Annotated in this window: 12 protein-coding genes and 4 pseudogenes; 9 read left to right on the plus strand and 7 right to left on the minus strand. The window is 68.9% G+C overall.

Features of this window, described 5'->3' with window-relative positions:
• Window positions 1-310 precede the first annotated feature (310 nt).
• Window positions 311-1,489 (plus strand): annotated as a pseudogene (locus ACGF2V_RS10670) (IS256 family transposase); the annotation flags it as partial.
• Window positions 1,486-1,617 (plus strand): annotated as a pseudogene (locus ACGF2V_RS10675) (AAA family ATPase); the annotation flags it as partial. The pseudogenes ACGF2V_RS10670 and ACGF2V_RS10675, both read left to right, overlap by 4 nt.
• Here ACGF2V_RS10675 and ACGF2V_RS10680 read toward each other — a convergent pair.
• Window positions 1,618-1,833, minus strand: coding sequence for a hypothetical protein (locus ACGF2V_RS10680; RefSeq protein WP_351521646.1), 216 nt, complete (start codon window positions 1,831-1,833; stop codon window positions 1,618-1,620).
• Between the two features lie 92 nt (window positions 1,834-1,925).
• On the opposite strand from ACGF2V_RS10680, the gene ACGF2V_RS10685 reads away from it, so the two are divergent.
• On the plus strand, window positions 1,926-2,519 hold the full coding sequence (locus ACGF2V_RS10685; protein ID WP_362710075.1) for a TetR/AcrR family transcriptional regulator: 594 nt from the start codon (window positions 1,926-1,928) through the stop codon (window positions 2,517-2,519).
• Between the two features lie 603 nt (window positions 2,520-3,122).
• On the opposite strand, the pseudogene ACGF2V_RS10690 reads toward ACGF2V_RS10685, so the two are convergent.
• The 3 genes and pseudogenes from ACGF2V_RS10690 to ACGF2V_RS10700 all read right to left on the minus strand — a co-directional run.
• Window positions 3,123-3,299 (minus strand): annotated as a pseudogene (locus ACGF2V_RS10690) (pyridine nucleotide-disulfide oxidoreductase); the annotation flags it as partial.
• 222 nt (window positions 3,300-3,521) lie between these two features.
• Window positions 3,522-4,315 (minus strand): annotated as a pseudogene (locus ACGF2V_RS10695) (SDR family oxidoreductase).
• Between the two features lie 369 nt (window positions 4,316-4,684).
• On the minus strand, window positions 4,685-6,532 hold the full coding sequence (locus tag ACGF2V_RS10700; RefSeq protein ID WP_362710073.1) for a glycoside hydrolase family 15 protein: 1,848 nt from the start codon (window positions 6,530-6,532) through the stop codon (window positions 4,685-4,687).
• Between the two features lie 364 nt (window positions 6,533-6,896).
• Here ACGF2V_RS10700 and ACGF2V_RS10705 point away from each other — a divergent pair, with 364 nt between their 5' ends.
• From ACGF2V_RS10705 to ACGF2V_RS10715, 3 genes are read left to right on the plus strand one after another with little or no spacing between them, the layout of a single operon-like run.
• Window positions 6,897-7,109 (plus strand): ferredoxin, encoded by a 213-nt coding sequence (locus ACGF2V_RS10705; protein ID WP_362625157.1) that lies wholly within the window; start codon window positions 6,897-6,899, stop codon window positions 7,107-7,109.
• On the plus strand, window positions 7,096-8,466 hold the full coding sequence (locus tag ACGF2V_RS10710) for an FAD-dependent oxidoreductase (protein ID WP_362625137.1): 1,371 nt from the start codon (window positions 7,096-7,098) through the stop codon (window positions 8,464-8,466). The genes ACGF2V_RS10705 and ACGF2V_RS10710 overlap by 14 nt, the downstream gene beginning before the upstream one ends.
• Before the next feature lie 31 nt (window positions 8,467-8,497).
• Window positions 8,498-9,682, plus strand: a complete 1,185-nt coding sequence (locus ACGF2V_RS10715) for a cytochrome P450 (RefSeq protein WP_362625135.1) — start codon at window positions 8,498-8,500, stop codon at window positions 9,680-9,682.
• Window positions 9,683-9,740: 58 nt separating this feature from the next.
• Here the strand turns inward: ACGF2V_RS10715 and ACGF2V_RS10720 are convergent, their stop codons facing one another.
• The 3 genes from ACGF2V_RS10720 to ACGF2V_RS10730 are packed head-to-tail and all read right to left on the minus strand — an operon-like array spanning window position 9,741 to window position 11,365.
• Window positions 9,741-10,085, minus strand: coding sequence for a hypothetical protein (locus ACGF2V_RS10720; RefSeq protein ID WP_362710071.1), 345 nt, complete (start codon window positions 10,083-10,085; stop codon window positions 9,741-9,743).
• Between the two features lie 55 nt (window positions 10,086-10,140).
• Entirely contained in the window at window positions 10,141-11,031 is an 891-nt protein-coding gene (gene hypB / locus ACGF2V_RS10725; protein WP_362710068.1) for a hydrogenase nickel incorporation protein HypB, read from the minus strand.
• Window positions 11,032-11,035: 4 nt separating this feature from the next.
• A complete protein-coding gene (locus ACGF2V_RS10730; RefSeq protein WP_362625129.1) occupies window positions 11,036-11,365 on the minus strand; it encodes a hydrogenase maturation nickel metallochaperone HypA in 330 nt (109 codons plus the stop codon).
• 200 nt (window positions 11,366-11,565) lie between these two features.
• Here ACGF2V_RS10730 and ACGF2V_RS10735 point away from each other — a divergent pair, with 200 nt between their 5' ends.
• Genes ACGF2V_RS10735 through ACGF2V_RS10745 form a run of 3 tightly spaced genes read left to right on the plus strand, consistent with a single transcriptional unit; the run spans window position 11,566 to window position 15,433 of the window.
• Window positions 11,566-12,621, plus strand: a complete 1,056-nt coding sequence (locus ACGF2V_RS10735) for a hydrogenase expression protein HypE (protein ID WP_362625127.1) — start codon at window positions 11,566-11,568, stop codon at window positions 12,619-12,621.
• A 57-nt stretch (window positions 12,622-12,678) separates the two neighbouring features.
• Complete coding sequence (locus ACGF2V_RS10740) at window positions 12,679-14,451, plus strand: nickel-dependent hydrogenase large subunit (RefSeq protein WP_362625126.1); 1,773 nt, start codon at window positions 12,679-12,681, stop codon at window positions 14,449-14,451.
• A gap of 1 nt (window position 14,452) precedes the next feature.
• The gene (locus tag ACGF2V_RS10745; RefSeq protein ID WP_362710064.1) at window positions 14,453-15,433 is read left to right on the plus strand and encodes a NifU family protein; all 981 of its coding nucleotides are present in this window, start codon (window positions 14,453-14,455) and stop codon (window positions 15,431-15,433) included.
• Window positions 15,434-15,435 lie beyond the last annotated feature (2 nt).

Genomic DNA, 15,435 nt, shown 5'->3' on the forward strand with positions numbered 1-15,435 from the left:
AGGTAAGACCGGGACTCGTCCCGGCACCGCGCAGCGAAGCGGGAACCCACCCGACACCGCAGCCTTCAACGGCGCGGTAGACGGGAATCGCCCTCCTTCACGGGGGCGAGGATGTCAACACCGCGGACGCGTGTACCGGCCGCCCCTCCCCTCGCGCGGATGACATCCCCCTGGGGGACGAGGCCGTGATCCGGCAGCCGAACGCCTCCGCCACCCGCGGGGTGACGGAGGCGACGACGGAAGAAGGAGATTGCGCCGAGCGCCACCTGCTCGGCCCTGCCCCGCTGCGGCACCTGCACGGTCCACGACCCAGCCCGACAAGTGCGTGCTGGTCCTGCTCGGCGTGCGCCTGGACGGCACCAAGGAGCTGATCGCGCTCGCCGAGGGGCTGCGCGAGTCCACCGAGTCGTGGGCCGACCTGCTGCGCGACTGCCGCAGGCGCGGTATGCGCGACCCCGAGCTGGTGGTCGGCGACGGCGCGATGGGCCTGTGGAAGGCCCTCGCGGAGGTGTTCCCCAGCGCCCGGCACCAGCGGTGCTGGGTTCACAAAGCCCGAAATGCCACGAACGCCCTTCCGAAGTCCGCACAGCCAGGCGCGACGAAGGCGATGCAGGAGATCTACAACGCCGAGGACCGCGCCCACGCCGAGCAGGCGATCGACGCGTTCACGAAGACCTACGGCGCCAAGTCCCCCAAGGCCGTCGCGAAGATCACCGACGACCGCGAGGAACTGCTGGCGTTCTACGACTTCCCGGCCGAGCACTGGATCCACCTGCGGACCACGAACCCCATCGAGTCAACCTTCTCCACGGTCAAGCTCCGCACCAAAGTCACCCGCGGCGCGGGCAGCCCAGCCGCCGCACTCGCCATGGTGTTCAAGCTCGTCGAGTCCGCCCAGGCCCGCTGGCGCGCGATCAGCGGCGCCCACCTCGTCGCCCGGCACGAGCGGCTGATCGCGAAGGGCGCCGTTCGTCTGGACCTGGACCACTACCTGGAAGTCCTGGTCCGCAAGCCCGGTACCTTCCCCGGTTCCACAGCGCTCGAACAGGCACGTTCAGCAGGCAGGTTCACCCCGGTCCACGACGCCTGGTGGGACCAGGCTCGCATGATTCATGGTGAGCGGGACAGAACCCGGGCCCTGATCGAGGTCCTCTTGCTGGGGCGTCATCTGCCCCACGAGCATGTCGTCGCCGGCCTAGCCGCAGCTCTGCGGGCTGGCACCATGACCGCGGACGCGGTCGCTCTAGAGGCCCGCAAGGCCGCCCAGGCCGAGAACGAACCCACCCCAGAGACCGACCGGCTGGCTTCCGGCAACCCGTCGGCGACGGTTACATCCCTGCACGAATGGCGACTCGCGCACCTTCCACCGGACACCAGGCCGCTGCCCTCGGTGACCCCCTACGACCAACCGCTCCGACGCCGCCGCACCAGCGGCGGTGACCAACGTGAGGGAGAAGCACAGCGACCCTGCCCCGCCAGCGAGGCTTGACCGAGCAGGCCGCCGACGCCGCCATCGACAGCGCCTGCCGCCTGCCGCGGCCGCCCTCGATGCGCAACGAGTTCTCCGACATCGCCGAGCGGGCGCTCAAGGACCAAATGAGCTACCGCGGGTTTGTGTTACTTGAGGTGTCCGAGGGCCTTGGCGCGGCCCTGTGCCCAGCCGGCGAGGAGGACACCGATGGCGAGGGCAGCGATGTAAACGCACAGGGCGCCCGGAAACGGTAATCCGCTGAGCACCCCACCGTTGTCGTGATCGATGAGCAGCCGGATCGCGGCTTGGCCGCTGAAGACTACTAAAGCCATTCCGATGATCAGCAGAACGACGAACTTCATGATACCCCCTCAGTTTTTCACAATGCACTTGCATTGTAATAGACTGCCGGTGGCGATGCAATGCGAACGCATTGGCTTGCCAGGGAGGATGCATGCCGAAGATCGTTGACCATGAGGAGCGCCGACACCGCCTGGCCGAAGCCGTCTGGACGCTGACGCTCCGCGACGGACTGGAGGGTGTGACGCTTCGCAAGGTCGCGGTGGAGGCCGGGGTGTCCATGGGGCAGGTGCAGCACTACTACGCCACCCGGGAGGACCTGGTCCGTGACGCGATCGACCGCGCCGTACGGGCACTGAACGCCCGGATTGAGGCATCCATCAAGGCAACCGACCCGGCGAGCGCGGAGACGATGCTCCGTGAATGCCTGCGCGCGATGCTCGCCCGTGACCCGGAAAGCCTGCGCCTGCTCCAGCTGTCAGTCGCGGTCGTCGGAAGGGCGATTTCGGATCCGGCCATGGCCGGCGTGCTGGCGCCAGGTAGCGGCGAGCTTCTGGACTTCACCGCGGGACTCATCGCCGCAGCCCGGCAGGAACGGGGCGCGCCAGCACGGGGCAACGGCCCGATCGACGCCGACATCTGTTGGAATCTGGCCACGAGCCTGGGGGTCGACGTCGCCCTGGGGCAGCGTTCTCCCGACGAGGCATTCAGGGTGCTGGACTATCACCTGGACAACCTCCTGGGCTGACCACCGCCTCGCCCAGCGCATCACGCGGCGACACCGCGTTTCGTAGGTGGTCGCTCGTAAAACAGCGAATCGACGTCGCATTCCAGCGCCTGTCAGACGCACCGAGCTCGGTGGACTCGGGGTCGAGAAGCCGCAGCTCCGCCTCTCGTCGGCCATGCACGAACCCTACGGACGCCCCATCCCGTCACAGCGAATAGTTCGCGGCCCTGGGAGCAACCGGCAGTGCCATCACTTCTCGTCAACGATCCGAGTTCGGTTGATCACCGACTGCCTTCGGAACCCGTGCACAAGTGCTGTCACTACACATCGATGAAGCCAGTCATCCTTCCCCCGGCGAAGCGGCACGGGGTGAGACATGCGGTTGAGCGCGGCTTCAGGAGCTGAACAGGCCGGATTCTTACGGACGTATTCGGCCACCCCTGGAGGAGGTCGCCCGGTGACCTGCTCGACCCCTTCTGCCTTGCGGTCGTATCGATTCTCCGCGTGGAGGCGAGCCATGGTGGTGATGTGCTGGAACGCCTGGTCGGGCAACCCCAGCGGTCCGAGATCGTCGTCGATCCATTCCTGCAGGGGAATGTCGGTGTACCCGACCGGTCGGCCCAGAACTGTGGACCTGGGGGACGGCGCGCTGGTCGGCTGTGGTGGCATGGTCGCCCCAGGGGCCGTCGTCGACGGGACGGCCGACGGCTCGGGCGGCGATGGCGTCGCCCGCGGTCCGCGCCTGGTACTTGCCCTGATGGGTGAGGAGGACGCGGTGGTCACGTCGCCGAGTGCATGAAGCGGTGCGCGCACGACGTCATACCCTGGCCGGAGGAGTCACCGACAGCGGCCATCCGTACGCCCCTCATGGTCGCACGCACACCGCGCCCGACCCCGGGCGGTCCGGCGCTGCCGCGAAGACCACGACTGTTCCGGAACTCATGGCGGCGAAGCCTGGCGGTGTCACCGCGCGCCGCCATGGACCCCGCCCGGCCACAGAGCTCGCCGGCAGCGGAACCGAGCTCACCCACCCGTGGCGAAGCCGGGAAAAGTGTCATGCCGCCATCGACGTAGAGCGTCGCACCCACGACGTAGTCGAAGAGGTCGGAGGCCAGCGCCGCCACGGCCGTGGCAATGTCCTCCGGATCGCCGACGCGGTTGTAGGGGATGAAACGAAGCAGGTCGGCTTCGGCCTCGGGAGAATCCCAGGCGCTGCGATTGATCGGGGTGCGGATCGCCCCAGGGGCTACGGCGTTGACCCTGATCTTGTGGGGTGCGAGTTCCTGAGCCAGGGTTTCCATCATCAGCAGGACACCGCCCTTGGAGGCCGCGTAGTTGACGTGCCCGGCCCAGGGGATCATCTGATGGACCGAGCTCATGCAGATGATCTTCCCTGCGGACTTGGACACCTCTGGTACGACGCCACGGCGCAGGAACTCCTTCGCCGCCTCGCGGGCGCACAGGAACTGGCCGGTCAGGTTGACGTCGAGGACCTTCTGCCACTGCGACATGGTCATGTCGATCGCGGCGGCATCGCGTTACAGGCCGGCGTTGGCCACGAGGATGTCGACCGTGCCGAGTTGGTCGACCATCCTGGAGACCATCTCGACCACGTGGTCCTCTTGGGAGACGTCCGCCTCGTGCGCGTAGGACCGCACGCCGAGATCCTCGATCTGCCGCACCACGTCCTGGGCCGCTTCGCCACCGGAGACATAGTTGACCACGACATCGGCACCCATTCTTCCCAGGCCGATGGCGGTGGCCCTGCCAATGCCGGAGTTCGCTCCGGTGACCAGCGCCTTCTGCCCCTTGAGCAGCGGATGCGAGCTGCTCCGGTGCTCTTCACCGACACTGCTCCCCCTCTCCGTGCTGATCTCACGGAACGGAAGCACCGGCATCGGGACCGGGGCGGGAGACGACGCCCGCACCTGGTCCGTCTGCAGCACAACTGTCATGCCAACGGCGCAGCCCTCCCCGCCGTCCGCCCACGGACGCCGGCCGTTGTCGTACGGAGCGTCCTCGGCACTGACCGACGACCGCACGGCTCCACGACACACAGCGAAAGAATGCTCTTCCGGACCATGCTCTGCCGGGGGCGGACTGCCGCCCGTGTGCGCGGGCGAAACCTGCCCGTCATCGTCAATGGCTTCGGGGACAGGGCCGGACGCGACGGCAGGACCGGTGGCTCACCGTTCTTCCCAGGAGGCGTCGAAGGTCTCCGTGCGCTGCCGGTCGAGGGCATCGTCCAGCGTAGTGGCGGCCATGATCAACGACAGATGAGTGAACGCCTGCGGGAAGTTGCCCAGTTGCTCACCGCTGGGGCCTATCTCCTCGGCGAACAGACCGACATGGTTGGCGTAGGTCTGCATCTTCTCGAAGGCGTATCGCGCCGGGCGCAAGCGCCCAGCGCGGGCGAGGGCGTCCACGTAGAGGAAGGTGCACAGGCTGAACGTGCCTTCGGAGCCACGCAGTCCGTCGGGGGATGCCTCGGGGTCGTAGCGGTAGACGAGGCTGTCCGACACGAGGGTGCGTTCCATGGCGTCGAGCGTGGACAGCCAGCTCTCCGTCTTCGGGGTCAGGAAGCCGACCCGGGGGATGAGCAGCAGCGCGGCATCGAGGACTTCGCCTCCGTAGTACTGCACGAGGGCCTGGTCCTTCTCGTTCCAGCCACGTTGCATCACCTGTTCGAGGATGGCATCACGAGCGGTGGTCCACCTCACCGTGTCGGCGGGACGGCTGTACTCGGCCGCCAGGCGCAACCCCCGGTCGAAGGCCACCCAGGACATCACTCGGCTGAAGGTGAAGTCCTTGCGCCCGCCGCGGGTTTCCCACACGCCCTCGTCGGGCCGGTCCCAGGAGTCGGCAAGCCAGTCCAGTGTCCGGGCGACGTTCTTCCAGCCGTGATAGCCGGTCCGCATGGTGATCTCGCCGCCCTCGGCCAAGGCGTAGAGCGCCTCGCCGTAGATATCCAGCTGCAACTGATCGGCGGCGCCGTTCCCGGCCCGCACCGGATACGAGCCGCGATAGCCCTCGAAGTGCGTGAGCTCCTCCTCCGGCAGCCGAGAGTCTCCGTCGACGCGGTACATGATCTGAAGCGGTTCGCCTCCGGTGCCCTCAGCAGCCCGGAAGCGGTCCCCCAGCCAACGGGTGAAGTGCGCCGCTTCTTCGACGTACCCGAGGTCGAGCAGGGCCCGCACCGACAAGGAGCCGTCACGGATCCAGGTGTACCGGTAGTCCCAGTTGCGTTCCCCGCCGATCTGTTCGGGCAGACCCATGGTGGCCGCGGCGATCGGAGCGCCTGTCGGAGCGTAGGTGAGCAGTTTGAGCGTGATGGCCGATCGGTTCACGACACCCGGCCAGCGCCCGCGGTACCGGGAGGCCCGGACCCAGCGCTGCCAGAATTCCGCCACGTCCCAGAACTGCCTGGTCACGCCGTCCGAGGTCGGGGGCGCGGGGGGCCGACTGTCCGCGGTGTCGACGGTGAACACCGCGGCGGCCATCTCCCCCGCGTTCAAGGTGACGACGCCCCGCACGTCCTTGCCGTCCGGCTGCAGGGGGAATGTGCTCTGCGCATACGCGGTGACACCCGGGGCCCGGAAGGTGGCGGTGCCGTCGCGGAGGTCGAGCTCGTGGTCGGCCCGGCCGTAGTCGAACCGCGGCCGGCACTCCAACACGAAGCGCATGCTGCCACGTACTGCCCGCACTCCGCGGATCAGCGTATGCCGGTCGGTGGCCCTGCCGGTCCGGCCCGGGGGCATGCAGTCGAAGATCTCCCCGAGCCCGTCGGGAGACAGGAAACGCGTCACCAGGACCGCGGTGTCGGGATAGTAGAGCTGCTTGCACGTGGCGCCCTTGACCTCCGGAGCGAACAGGAAGTAGCCGCCGCGATCATGATCGAGCAGGGCGGCGAATATGCTGGGCGAGTCGAACCGGGGGGCCGCGAACCAGTCGATGACCCCCTCCGAAGAAACCAGGGCAGCGGTCTCCAGGTCGCCGACCATGCCGTGGTCGGCGATGGGCGGGTAGCGGTCCATCGTCCTGTCGCCTTTCCGAGGCCCCTCATCCACTGTCGTCCTGGTCTGCCAGGGACGCCAGGGGAGCACCGCACGGACCGGGGACGCGAGCAGCGCTCAGGACCCGGGGCCGCCGGTGGCCTGGCTGAAGAGGCCGGGGCCGCAGGGCACAGCGGCGTCGCCCCAGGGTTCGCCTTCTTCTTCCTTCTTCCCGATTTCCCCCGGGCGTTCACGCACCTGGGCCTTTGGCGCCGGGCTCGTCGTCGACGGAGCCACGGGCTGCCGGCCGACCCGGCGGCGCCCCGCGAGCAGTCGCCGTGCGAGCCCGCAGTGCTCGGCTCATGCTGGAGAAAAGGGGGATGTGACGACGGAGGAAGTGGTGGGGATGCGAACCGTTGTGGACCTCACACGCTGCCAGGGCTATGCACAGTGCGTGTTCCTCGCACCGAAGATGTTCGAACTGCACGGCGAGGAAGGGCTGCTGTACGCCACGGCCGTCCCCGACGACCAGGTCGAACACGTGCGCCAGGCTGCGGCGGCCTGTCCGGTCCAGGCCATCCTCGTCGGTGAAGAGGTGCACCCCGATGGCCATCGATGATCTTCGCAGCGGCCGGATCGTGATCGTCGGTGCGTCGCTGGCCGGGCTGAGGGCCGCGGAGACACTGCGCGAGGAGGGCTTCACCGGCTCCCTCACGGTGGTCGGGGACGAGCCCCATCCGCCCTACGACCGGCCGCCGCTGTCCAAGCAGGTACTGCTCGGCCGGGCGACGGCGGACACCACCGAACTGCCGATGCGCCAGGATCCGGACGCCGACTGGCTGCTGGGCACGGCCGCCACCGGGCTGGATCCGCTGAAGAAGCGTGTGCTGCTGGCGGACGGGGAGTCGCTGCCGTACGACCGGCTGCTGATCGCCACCGGGACGCGGGCGCGGCCCTGGCCCGACCCGGCAGAGGGCGCCCTGGACGGCGTGTTCACCCTGCGCACGCGTGAGGATGCCGCAGGACTGGCCGGGCGACTGGACGCCGGGCCGAGGCGGGTGCTGGTGATCGGTGCCGGTTTCGCCGGCTCGGAAATCGCCTCGGCCTGCCGGGAACGCGGACTGGACGTCACGGTTGCCGAACGCGGCCCCGCACCCCTCGTGGGCGCACTCGGCGGCACCCTGTCGAGACTCGCGGCCGTGATGCAGCGCAACCACGGCGTCGACCTGCGCTGCGGGGTCACCGTCACCGCCCTGCGCGGGAACGGCGGCTTCACCGGCGCGGACCTGTCCGACGGCTCGCGTGTCGAGGCGGACGTGTGCGTCGTGGCACTGGGGGCGGTCCGCAACGTGGAATGGCTGGCGGACTCCGGACTGGCGGCGGGCCCGCGCGGGATCGCCTGCGACGCCGGGTGCCGCGCCTTCAACATGTACGGCATCGTCACCGACGACGTCTTCGTGGCCGGCGACGTCTCGCGCTTCCCCCACCCGCTCTTCGGCTATCAGATGCTGTCCCTGGAACATTGGGGCAACGCGGTCGAGCAGGCCGAGGTGGCAGCACACAACATGATCAACCCTGGGCCCAGGCAGCGCCCGCACCTGGCAGTCCCGACATTCTGGTCGACCCAGTTCGGACTCAACATCAAGTCCGTGGGCGTACCGACCTACTCCGACTACGTGGTCATCGCCCAGGGCTCTTTGGAGGCGCGCCGTCTGGCAATGGTCTACGGCTACCAGGGGCGGGTCACCGCCGCGGTGACCGTCGACATGGCCAAGTCGCTCGACTACTACCGGCGCCTGATCGAGACCGCGGCCCCGTTCCCGCCCCCGCCCGGCGCGCTGGACCGTGCGATCGCGGCCGACGTCCCAATCCCGTCCGACGTACCGGATCCGAAGGGGCTGTCCCACGGCCCCACCGTGGCGCTCACCGGATACCTGCCCGACCGCCGACTGACCGTGGTGCAGCCCAGGCGCTGACCCACGTCCCGTCCCACGACGAGGACCCGCCATGGACTCCGAGACTCTGCTGGCACGCATAACCGACTACGCCAGCCGCCCCGACCCCTACCCGCTGTACGCGGAACTCCGCGCGGCCGGTCCCGTGGTGCGGCAGGCGGACGACAGCTACCTGATCGGCACGTACCACGAGATCGCCGCACTGCTTCACGACCCACGGATGAGTGTCGACCCCCGTACCCGTGGCGAAGTGACACACAAGCCGCCGTTCCTGCGGCTCGACGACCCGGAACACCACAGGCTGCGCACGCTGGCCATGCGGCCCTTCGGGCCACCGCACAGCCCGGGCCGGGTCGACGCGATGCGCGACGAGATCGACCGGATCACCGAGGAGCTGCTGGCGTCCTTCGAAGCGGGCCGGCAGGTCGACATCGTCGACGACTTCGCCTACCCGCTGCCGGTCGCGGTGATCTGCCGCCTGCTCGGCGTCCCCCGCGAGGACGAGCCGCTGTTCCGGGCCTGGTCCGACGCCCTGGTCTCGGCCGCCGACGTCCGGCCCGGCCAGGACACCACCGAGACCGACGAGGCCGGCGCCCAGGCACGGATCGCGATGGGCGGATACCTGGTCAGCCTCGCCGAACAGCGCCGCGGCAGCCCGGACGACGACATGCTCTCCGCCTTCGTCAACGAGCCGGACCCGGCCCTGCGTCTCACGCAGGAAGAACTCGCGGAAACGGCCGTCCTGCTCCTCATCGCCGGACACGAGACCACCGTCAACCTGATCACCAACGGGGTGCTCACCCTGCTGCGCAGGCCCGAGCACGTGGACCACCTGCGCCGCGACCCCGGCCTGCTGCCGCTGGCCGTGGAGGAACTGCTGCGCTACGAACCCCCCGTCCACATGCGTGAGCGCATCCCCCGCGCCGACATCGACGTCGCCGGCGTCACGATCCCCGCAGGCACATCCGTCGTCCTCGCGCTCGCCTCGGGCAACCGGGACCCCATGAGGTTCCACGAGCCCGACCGGTTCGACCCCACCCGCCCGGACAACCAGCACTTCGGCTTCGGTAGCGGTATCCACCTGTGCTACGGCGGTCCTCTGGCCCGCATCGAGGCCCAGTCCGCCCTCGGCGCGCTGCTTCCCTGCCTGGGCGCGGCGCGCCTGCTCCAGGACCCGCCCCCCTACCGGCAGAACGCCATGCTGCGCGGCCCCCGCCACCTGCCCGTTCAGCTCTGAGTTCCGGCCCGCGCGGGAGACGGGTGAGGGACCGGAACCGGCGGGTGTCCGACGGCCGTCAGAAGGCGTGCCGGGCCTCCACAAGGGGCCGGTGTGTCCACCAGACCCCCTGGGACCCCTCATCGCGCCCCATCCACACCAGGTGGCCGCCGCCCGCGTGCGCGGCCCGGGCGATGCGCTGCACCAGGGCTTCGCAGAGGTTCGAGGCTTCCCCCTCCTCGATGCCCTGGGCGGGGAACCCGGCCCGCACGTCCTGGCGGACCACCTCTCGGCTGCTGAGGGTCACGTTCAGGAACGAAGGCTGCTTCGCGTCCCACCACACCTGCACGATGGTGTCGGCCCGCACCAGCCGTGCGCCGAGAGCCTCGCTGCGCAGTTCCACCCAGACATCCGCGACCGTCATCAGCCCCGGCCTCCCTTCGACCGGCTGGATCGCCGGGGCGTCGGGCGCCCGGTCTTCATCGGTGAAGGCCGGGGCCGTCGGGCCTGCGATACCGTTCGTCCAGCCAGGCGTACCAGTCCGGCATTCCCTCTCCCGTGGTCGCCGAGACCTGGAGCACCCGCAGGCCGGGGTTGACGGACCTGGCGTGCTTCTCGCACTGATCGGGGTCGAAGTCGACGTACGGGAGCAGATCGATCTTGTTGATGATCACGAGATCCGCGACCGCGAACATGTGGGGGTACTTGATCGGCTTGTCCGTGCCCTCCGTGACCGAGATGATCACGACCCGGCTGCGCTCGCCGAGGTCGAAGAGGGCGGGGCAGACCAGATTGCCCACGTTCTCGACGAGGACCAGCGATCCGGACCGCGGGGCGAGGGACGTGAGCGCGCCCCGCGTCATCTCCGCGTCGAGGTGACAGCCCGCGCCGGTGTTGATCTGCACGACGGAACCGCCCGCGCCTGCGATGCGCTCGGCGTCGAGCGTCGTCTCCTGGTCCCCCTCGATCACCGCGACCGGACGGCCGCGGCCGGTCAGCTCCCTGACGGTGCGTTCGAGGAGGGTGGTCTTGCCCGCGCCGGGCGAGCTCATCATGTTCACCGCCACGATGTCCCGCTCGGCGAGCCAGGCACGGTTCCGGGCGGCCAGGTCCTCGTTCTTCGCGAGCACCTTCTGTTCGAGCGTGATGGTCTCCCCGCCCCCGGTCACCCCGTGGGCGCCGGCCATCGCGGCGGCCGGCAGGTGGCCCCGCACGAGGCCGTGATCGTGGCCGTGGCCGTGTCCGCCGTGATCGCGCCCGTCGTGGGCGTGCCCGCCGTGCGGGTGGGCTTGTGGTCGGGTGATTCCGGTGATCCGGGGCGCTTGGCCGCCCTCGCCACCGCCGTCCGCGCAACCGCAGGTACCGCACATGCCGTCAGCCCACTCTCATAGAGACGATCTGCAGCTCCCGGCCCGACAGGACGTCCACGTCGGAACTGCCGCAGGGACACAGCAATACAAGATCATTCAGGGGAAATTCTTCCTCACACGCCCGGCAGTGCGCCTTTCCGGGGACGTGATCGATCTCCAGGAGCGCACCTTCCGCGGCCGTTCCCGCGGCCGTCAGATCGAAACAGAAACGCATCGCGTCGGGTACCACGGCGGTCAGCGTTCCCACGCGCACCCTGACGGCCCGCACCTGCTTCCCGTCGGCGCGCTCGCACACCGCGTCGACAATGCCCTGGGTGATTGATAATTCATGCATCAGCGCCCCACTTTCCGGAATTCACTCACGTGGACGCGACCACCGAGAGGAAAGCGATTCTCCCTGGAGAATCATATGTTGACAGGACCTCGCGACTGCTCCTAGATGGTAACGACTCATGCGATGTCACACGCCTCGCGTGTGACATCGCATTCATCACGTCTGACAGCAGGCGGTTCCCGACCGAAAGGCAGCGGGCCATGCCGACAGAAGCAGCAATAAAAGCGCAGGACACTCTCATCCACGTGCTGTGGATCAACGCGGGGCTGAGCTGTGACGGGGACTCCGTATCCCTGACCGCCGCCACGCAGCCCAGCATCGAGGAGATCGCGCTCGGAGCACTGCCCGGCCTGCCACAGATCGCCGTGCACTGGCCGCTCATCGACTTCGAGTGCGGACCGAGTCAGGGCGCCGACGATTTCATGGAGTGGTTCTTCAAGGCCGACCGCGGCGAACTCGACCCGTTCGTCCTGGTCGTCGAGGGGTCGATCCCCAACGAGCGGCTGCACGACGAGGGGTACTGGTGCGGCTTCGGCAACGACCCGGCCACCGGCCAGCCGGTGACCACCAGCGAGTGGCTCGACCGGCTGGCCCCCAAGGCCACCGCGATCGTCGCGGCCGGCACCTGTGCCACGTACGGCGGCATCCACGCCATGGCGGGCAATCCCACCGGCGCGATGGGGGTGCCGGACTACCTGGGCTGGAAATGGAAGTCCAGGGCCGGGGTGCCGATCGTGTGCGTTCCGGGTTGCCCGATCCAGCCGGACAACCTCTCGGAGACGCTCACCTATCTGCTCTACATGGTCACGGACCAGGCCCCGATGATCCCCCTCGACGAGGCGCTGCGACCGACGTGGCTGTTCGGCCAGACGGTGCACGAGGGCTGCGACCGGGCCGGTTACTACGAGCAGGGCGACTTCACGACGGAATATGGTACGCCCGAATGCATCGTGAAACTCGGCTGCTGGGGTCCCGCCGTGAAATGCAATGTGCCCAAGCGGGGCTGGATGAACGGAATCGGCGGCTGCCCCAATGTCGGCGGGATCTGCATCGGCTGTACCATGCCGGGATTCCCTGACAAATTCATGCCGTTCATGGACGAGCCGCCGGGAGCCCGGCTCTCCTCGAATTCCGTGAAGGCGTACGGAAGGACCATGCGGCGGCTCCGGAGCATCACCACGCACACCCTGGACCGCGAGCCGAAGTGGCGCAAGCGCGGCAAGAAACTCACGACCGGCGCCACCCGCACCTGGTGACCCCGTAACCGCGACCCACCCGGTGACGCACCGACACGGAAGAAGAGGCGGCCCCCCATGACGACGATCGGTCAGAGCAAGGACGAACTGGTGGAGATGGCGTGGGATCCCATCACCCGGATCGTCGGAAGTCTGGGCATCTACACGAAGATCGACTTCAAGCAGAAGACCGTTGCCGAGTGCCACAGCACCAGCTCGATCTTCCGCGGCTATTCGGTCTTCATGAAGGGCAAGGACCCGCGCGACGCCCACTTCATCACGAGTCGGATCTGCGGGATCTGCGGCGACAACCACGCCACGTGTTCCTGCTACACGCAGAACATGGCGTACGGGGTGAAGCCGCCGCATCTCGGCGAGTGGATCGTGAATCTCGGCGAGGCCGCCGAGTACATGTTCGACCACAACATCTTCCAGGAGAACCTCGTCGGGGTCGACTACTGCGAGAAGATGGTCGCCGAGACCAATCCCGGTGTACTGGAACAGGCCAATCGCACGCCTTCCCCGCACGCGGGGGACCACGGGTACCGGACCATCGGCGACATCATGCGCTCGCTGAACCCCTTCACCGGGGAGTTCTACCGCGAGGCCCTCCAGGTCAGCCGCATGACCCGGGAGATGTTCTGCCTGATGGAGGGACGGCACGTGCACCCGTCCACGCTCTACGCGGGCGGCGTGGGCACGGTGGCGACCGTCCAGCTCATGACGGACTACATGACCCGGCTCCAGCGGTACGTGGAGTTCATGAAGAAGGTCGTGCCCATGCACGACGACCTGTTCGACTTCTTCTACGAGGCCCTGCCGGGGTACGAGCAGGTCGGCAACCGCCGTGTCCTCCTCGGCTGTTGGGGCTCCTTCCAGGACCCGGAGCACTGCAACTTCTCGTACGGGGACATGACGTCCTGGGGCCGGAAGATGTACGTCACCCCCGGCATCGTCGTCGACGGAAAGCTCCTCACCACCGACCTGGTGAGGATCAACCTCGGCATCCGCATCCTGCTCGGCTCCTCGTACTACCGGGACTGGGAGGAGCAGGAGGTGTTCGTGACGAACGACCCGCTCGGCAATCCGGTCGACCGGCGGCACCCCTGGAACCAGCACACCAACCCGCAGCCCCAGAAACGCGACCTGGACGGCAAGTACAGCTGGGTCATGTCGCCGCGCTGGTTCGACGGCAAGGACTACCTGGCGCTCGACACCGGCGGCGGCCCGCTGGCACGGCTCTGGGTCACCGCGCTCGCGGGCCTGGTCGACATCGGATACGTCCGGGCCACCGGCAGCAGCGTGAAGATCAACCTCCCGAAGACCGCGCTCAAGGGCCCCGTCGAGCTGGAGTGGCACATCCCGCGGTGGAGCAACACCCTCGAACGCAACCGGGCACGCACCTACTTCCAGGCGTACGCCGCCGCCTGCGCGCTGCACTTCGCCGAGAAGGCACTCGGGGAGATCCGGGCCGGCCGGACCAGGACCTGGGAGAAGTTCGAGGTGCCGGAGGAGGGCATCGGCTGCGGCTTCACCGAGGCGGTGCGCGGAGTGCTGTCGCACCACATGGTGATCAGGGACGGCAAGATCGCCAACTACCATCCGTACCCGCCGACCCCGTGGAACGCGAGCCCGCGCGACACGTTCGGGACCCCCGGGCCCTACGAGGACGCGGTGCAGGGCCAGCCGATCTTCGAGGAGAACGACCGGGAGAACTTCAAGGGCATCGACATCATGCGCACGGTGCGCAGTTTCGACCCCTGTCTGCCGTGCGGCGTGCACATGTACCTCGGCAAGGGCAAGAAGCTGGAGCTGCTGCACTCCCCCACCCAGTCCGCGGGAAGTGAGTGACATGGCGCAGCGGCAGACGTCCCCGCCCCCGGCCTCCGAGACCTGGCGGACGACCGGTGAACGCGTCGAGAGCCTGCTCACCGCCTGCGCGGCGGGAGGAACCGCGGCCCGTGAGCGCGGCGAGGAACTGGTCCGGCTCGTGACCGACTTCTACGGCGCCGGACTCGAACGGCTCCTCGACCTCGTCCATGAGCGCGGAGGGCTGGACGACACGGTCCAGGCCGCCCTCGCCGCCGACGAACTGGTGGCCGGCATGCTCCTGGTGCACGGGCTGCACCCCTACGGTGTGGCGGACCGGGTCGAGGGCGCACTGGAGAGCGTTCGCCCCTATCTCGGCTCGCACGGCGGCGATGTGGAGCTGCTCGGGGTCACGGACGACGGAGCCGTGCGGCTGCGGCTGCTGGGCACCTGCGACGGCTGCCCGTCGTCCTCCGCCACGCTCGCGCTCGCCGTGCGCGGCGCGGTCGAGTCGGCGGCACCGGAGATCACCACGATCGAGGTCGAGCCCGCCGTCGGCAGCGCGGGGACCACCCCGGCTCAGGGGCCGTTGGTGCCGGTGGACTCGTTGTACTCCCGGCTGCGCGAGGCGGACCCGTCCGGTGGGAACGCCGGGGACGCGAGCGCGGTCTGGGAGCCCGTAGCGGCCCTGGTCGCGCTGGGCTCCGGGGAGGTCGAACGGCTGAGCGCCGGTGGATTCCCCCTGGTCGCCTGCCGGATCGGCCCCGAACTGTTCGCGTTCCACGACCGGTGTGCCCGGTGCGAGCGGCCCATGGAGGGCGCGACGCTGGCCCGGCGCGCGGGCGGCGGTCCGGACGACGGGGTCCTGCGGTGTTCCGCCTGCCACGCGCACTACGACGTCCGGCGGGCGGGCGCCTGCCTCGACGCGGGCGCCGAGGGGGCGCACCTGGACCCGTTGCCCCTGCTGGCCGACGGGGCCTCGGCCTCGGTCGCCGTGCCGTCCGCGCCCGTGGCCGCCCGGTGAAC

This window comes from Streptomyces sp. NPDC047982 (assembly GCF_043204165.1).
Lineage (GTDB): Bacteria > Actinomycetota > Actinomycetes > Streptomycetales > Streptomycetaceae > Streptomyces.

Bases quoted from the DNA above. Each gene is read 5' to 3' on its own strand.
- ACGF2V_RS10685 (WP_362710075.1), top strand. From the start codon at position 1,926: ATGCCGAAGATCGTTGACCATGAGGAGCGCCGACACCGCCTGGCCGAA.
- ACGF2V_RS10730 (WP_362625129.1), bottom strand. From the start codon at position 11,365: ATGCATGAATTATCAATCACCCAGGGCATTGTCGACGCGGTGTGCGAG.
- ACGF2V_RS10735 (WP_362625127.1), top strand. From the start codon at position 11,566: ATGCCGACAGAAGCAGCAATAAAAGCGCAGGACACTCTCATCCACGTG.
- ACGF2V_RS10720 (WP_362710071.1), bottom strand. From the start codon at position 10,085: ATGACGGTCGCGGATGTCTGGGTGGAACTGCGCAGCGAGGCTCTCGGC.
- hypB (WP_362710068.1), bottom strand. From the start codon at position 11,031: ATGTGCGGTACCTGCGGTTGCGCGGACGGCGGTGGCGAGGGCGGCCAA.
- ACGF2V_RS10705 (WP_362625157.1), top strand. From the start codon at position 6,897: ATGCGAACCGTTGTGGACCTCACACGCTGCCAGGGCTATGCACAGTGC.
- ACGF2V_RS10680 (WP_351521646.1), bottom strand. From the start codon at position 1,833: ATGAAGTTCGTCGTTCTGCTGATCATCGGAATGGCTTTAGTAGTCTTC.
- ACGF2V_RS10740 (WP_362625126.1), top strand. From the start codon at position 12,679: ATGACGACGATCGGTCAGAGCAAGGACGAACTGGTGGAGATGGCGTGG.
- ACGF2V_RS10745 (WP_362710064.1), top strand. From the start codon at position 14,453: ATGGCGCAGCGGCAGACGTCCCCGCCCCCGGCCTCCGAGACCTGGCGG.
- ACGF2V_RS10700 (WP_362710073.1), bottom strand. From the start codon at position 6,532: ATGGACCGCTACCCGCCCATCGCCGACCACGGCATGGTCGGCGACCTG.
- ACGF2V_RS10715 (WP_362625135.1), top strand. From the start codon at position 8,498: ATGGACTCCGAGACTCTGCTGGCACGCATAACCGACTACGCCAGCCGC.
- ACGF2V_RS10710 (WP_362625137.1), top strand. From the start codon at position 7,096: ATGGCCATCGATGATCTTCGCAGCGGCCGGATCGTGATCGTCGGTGCG.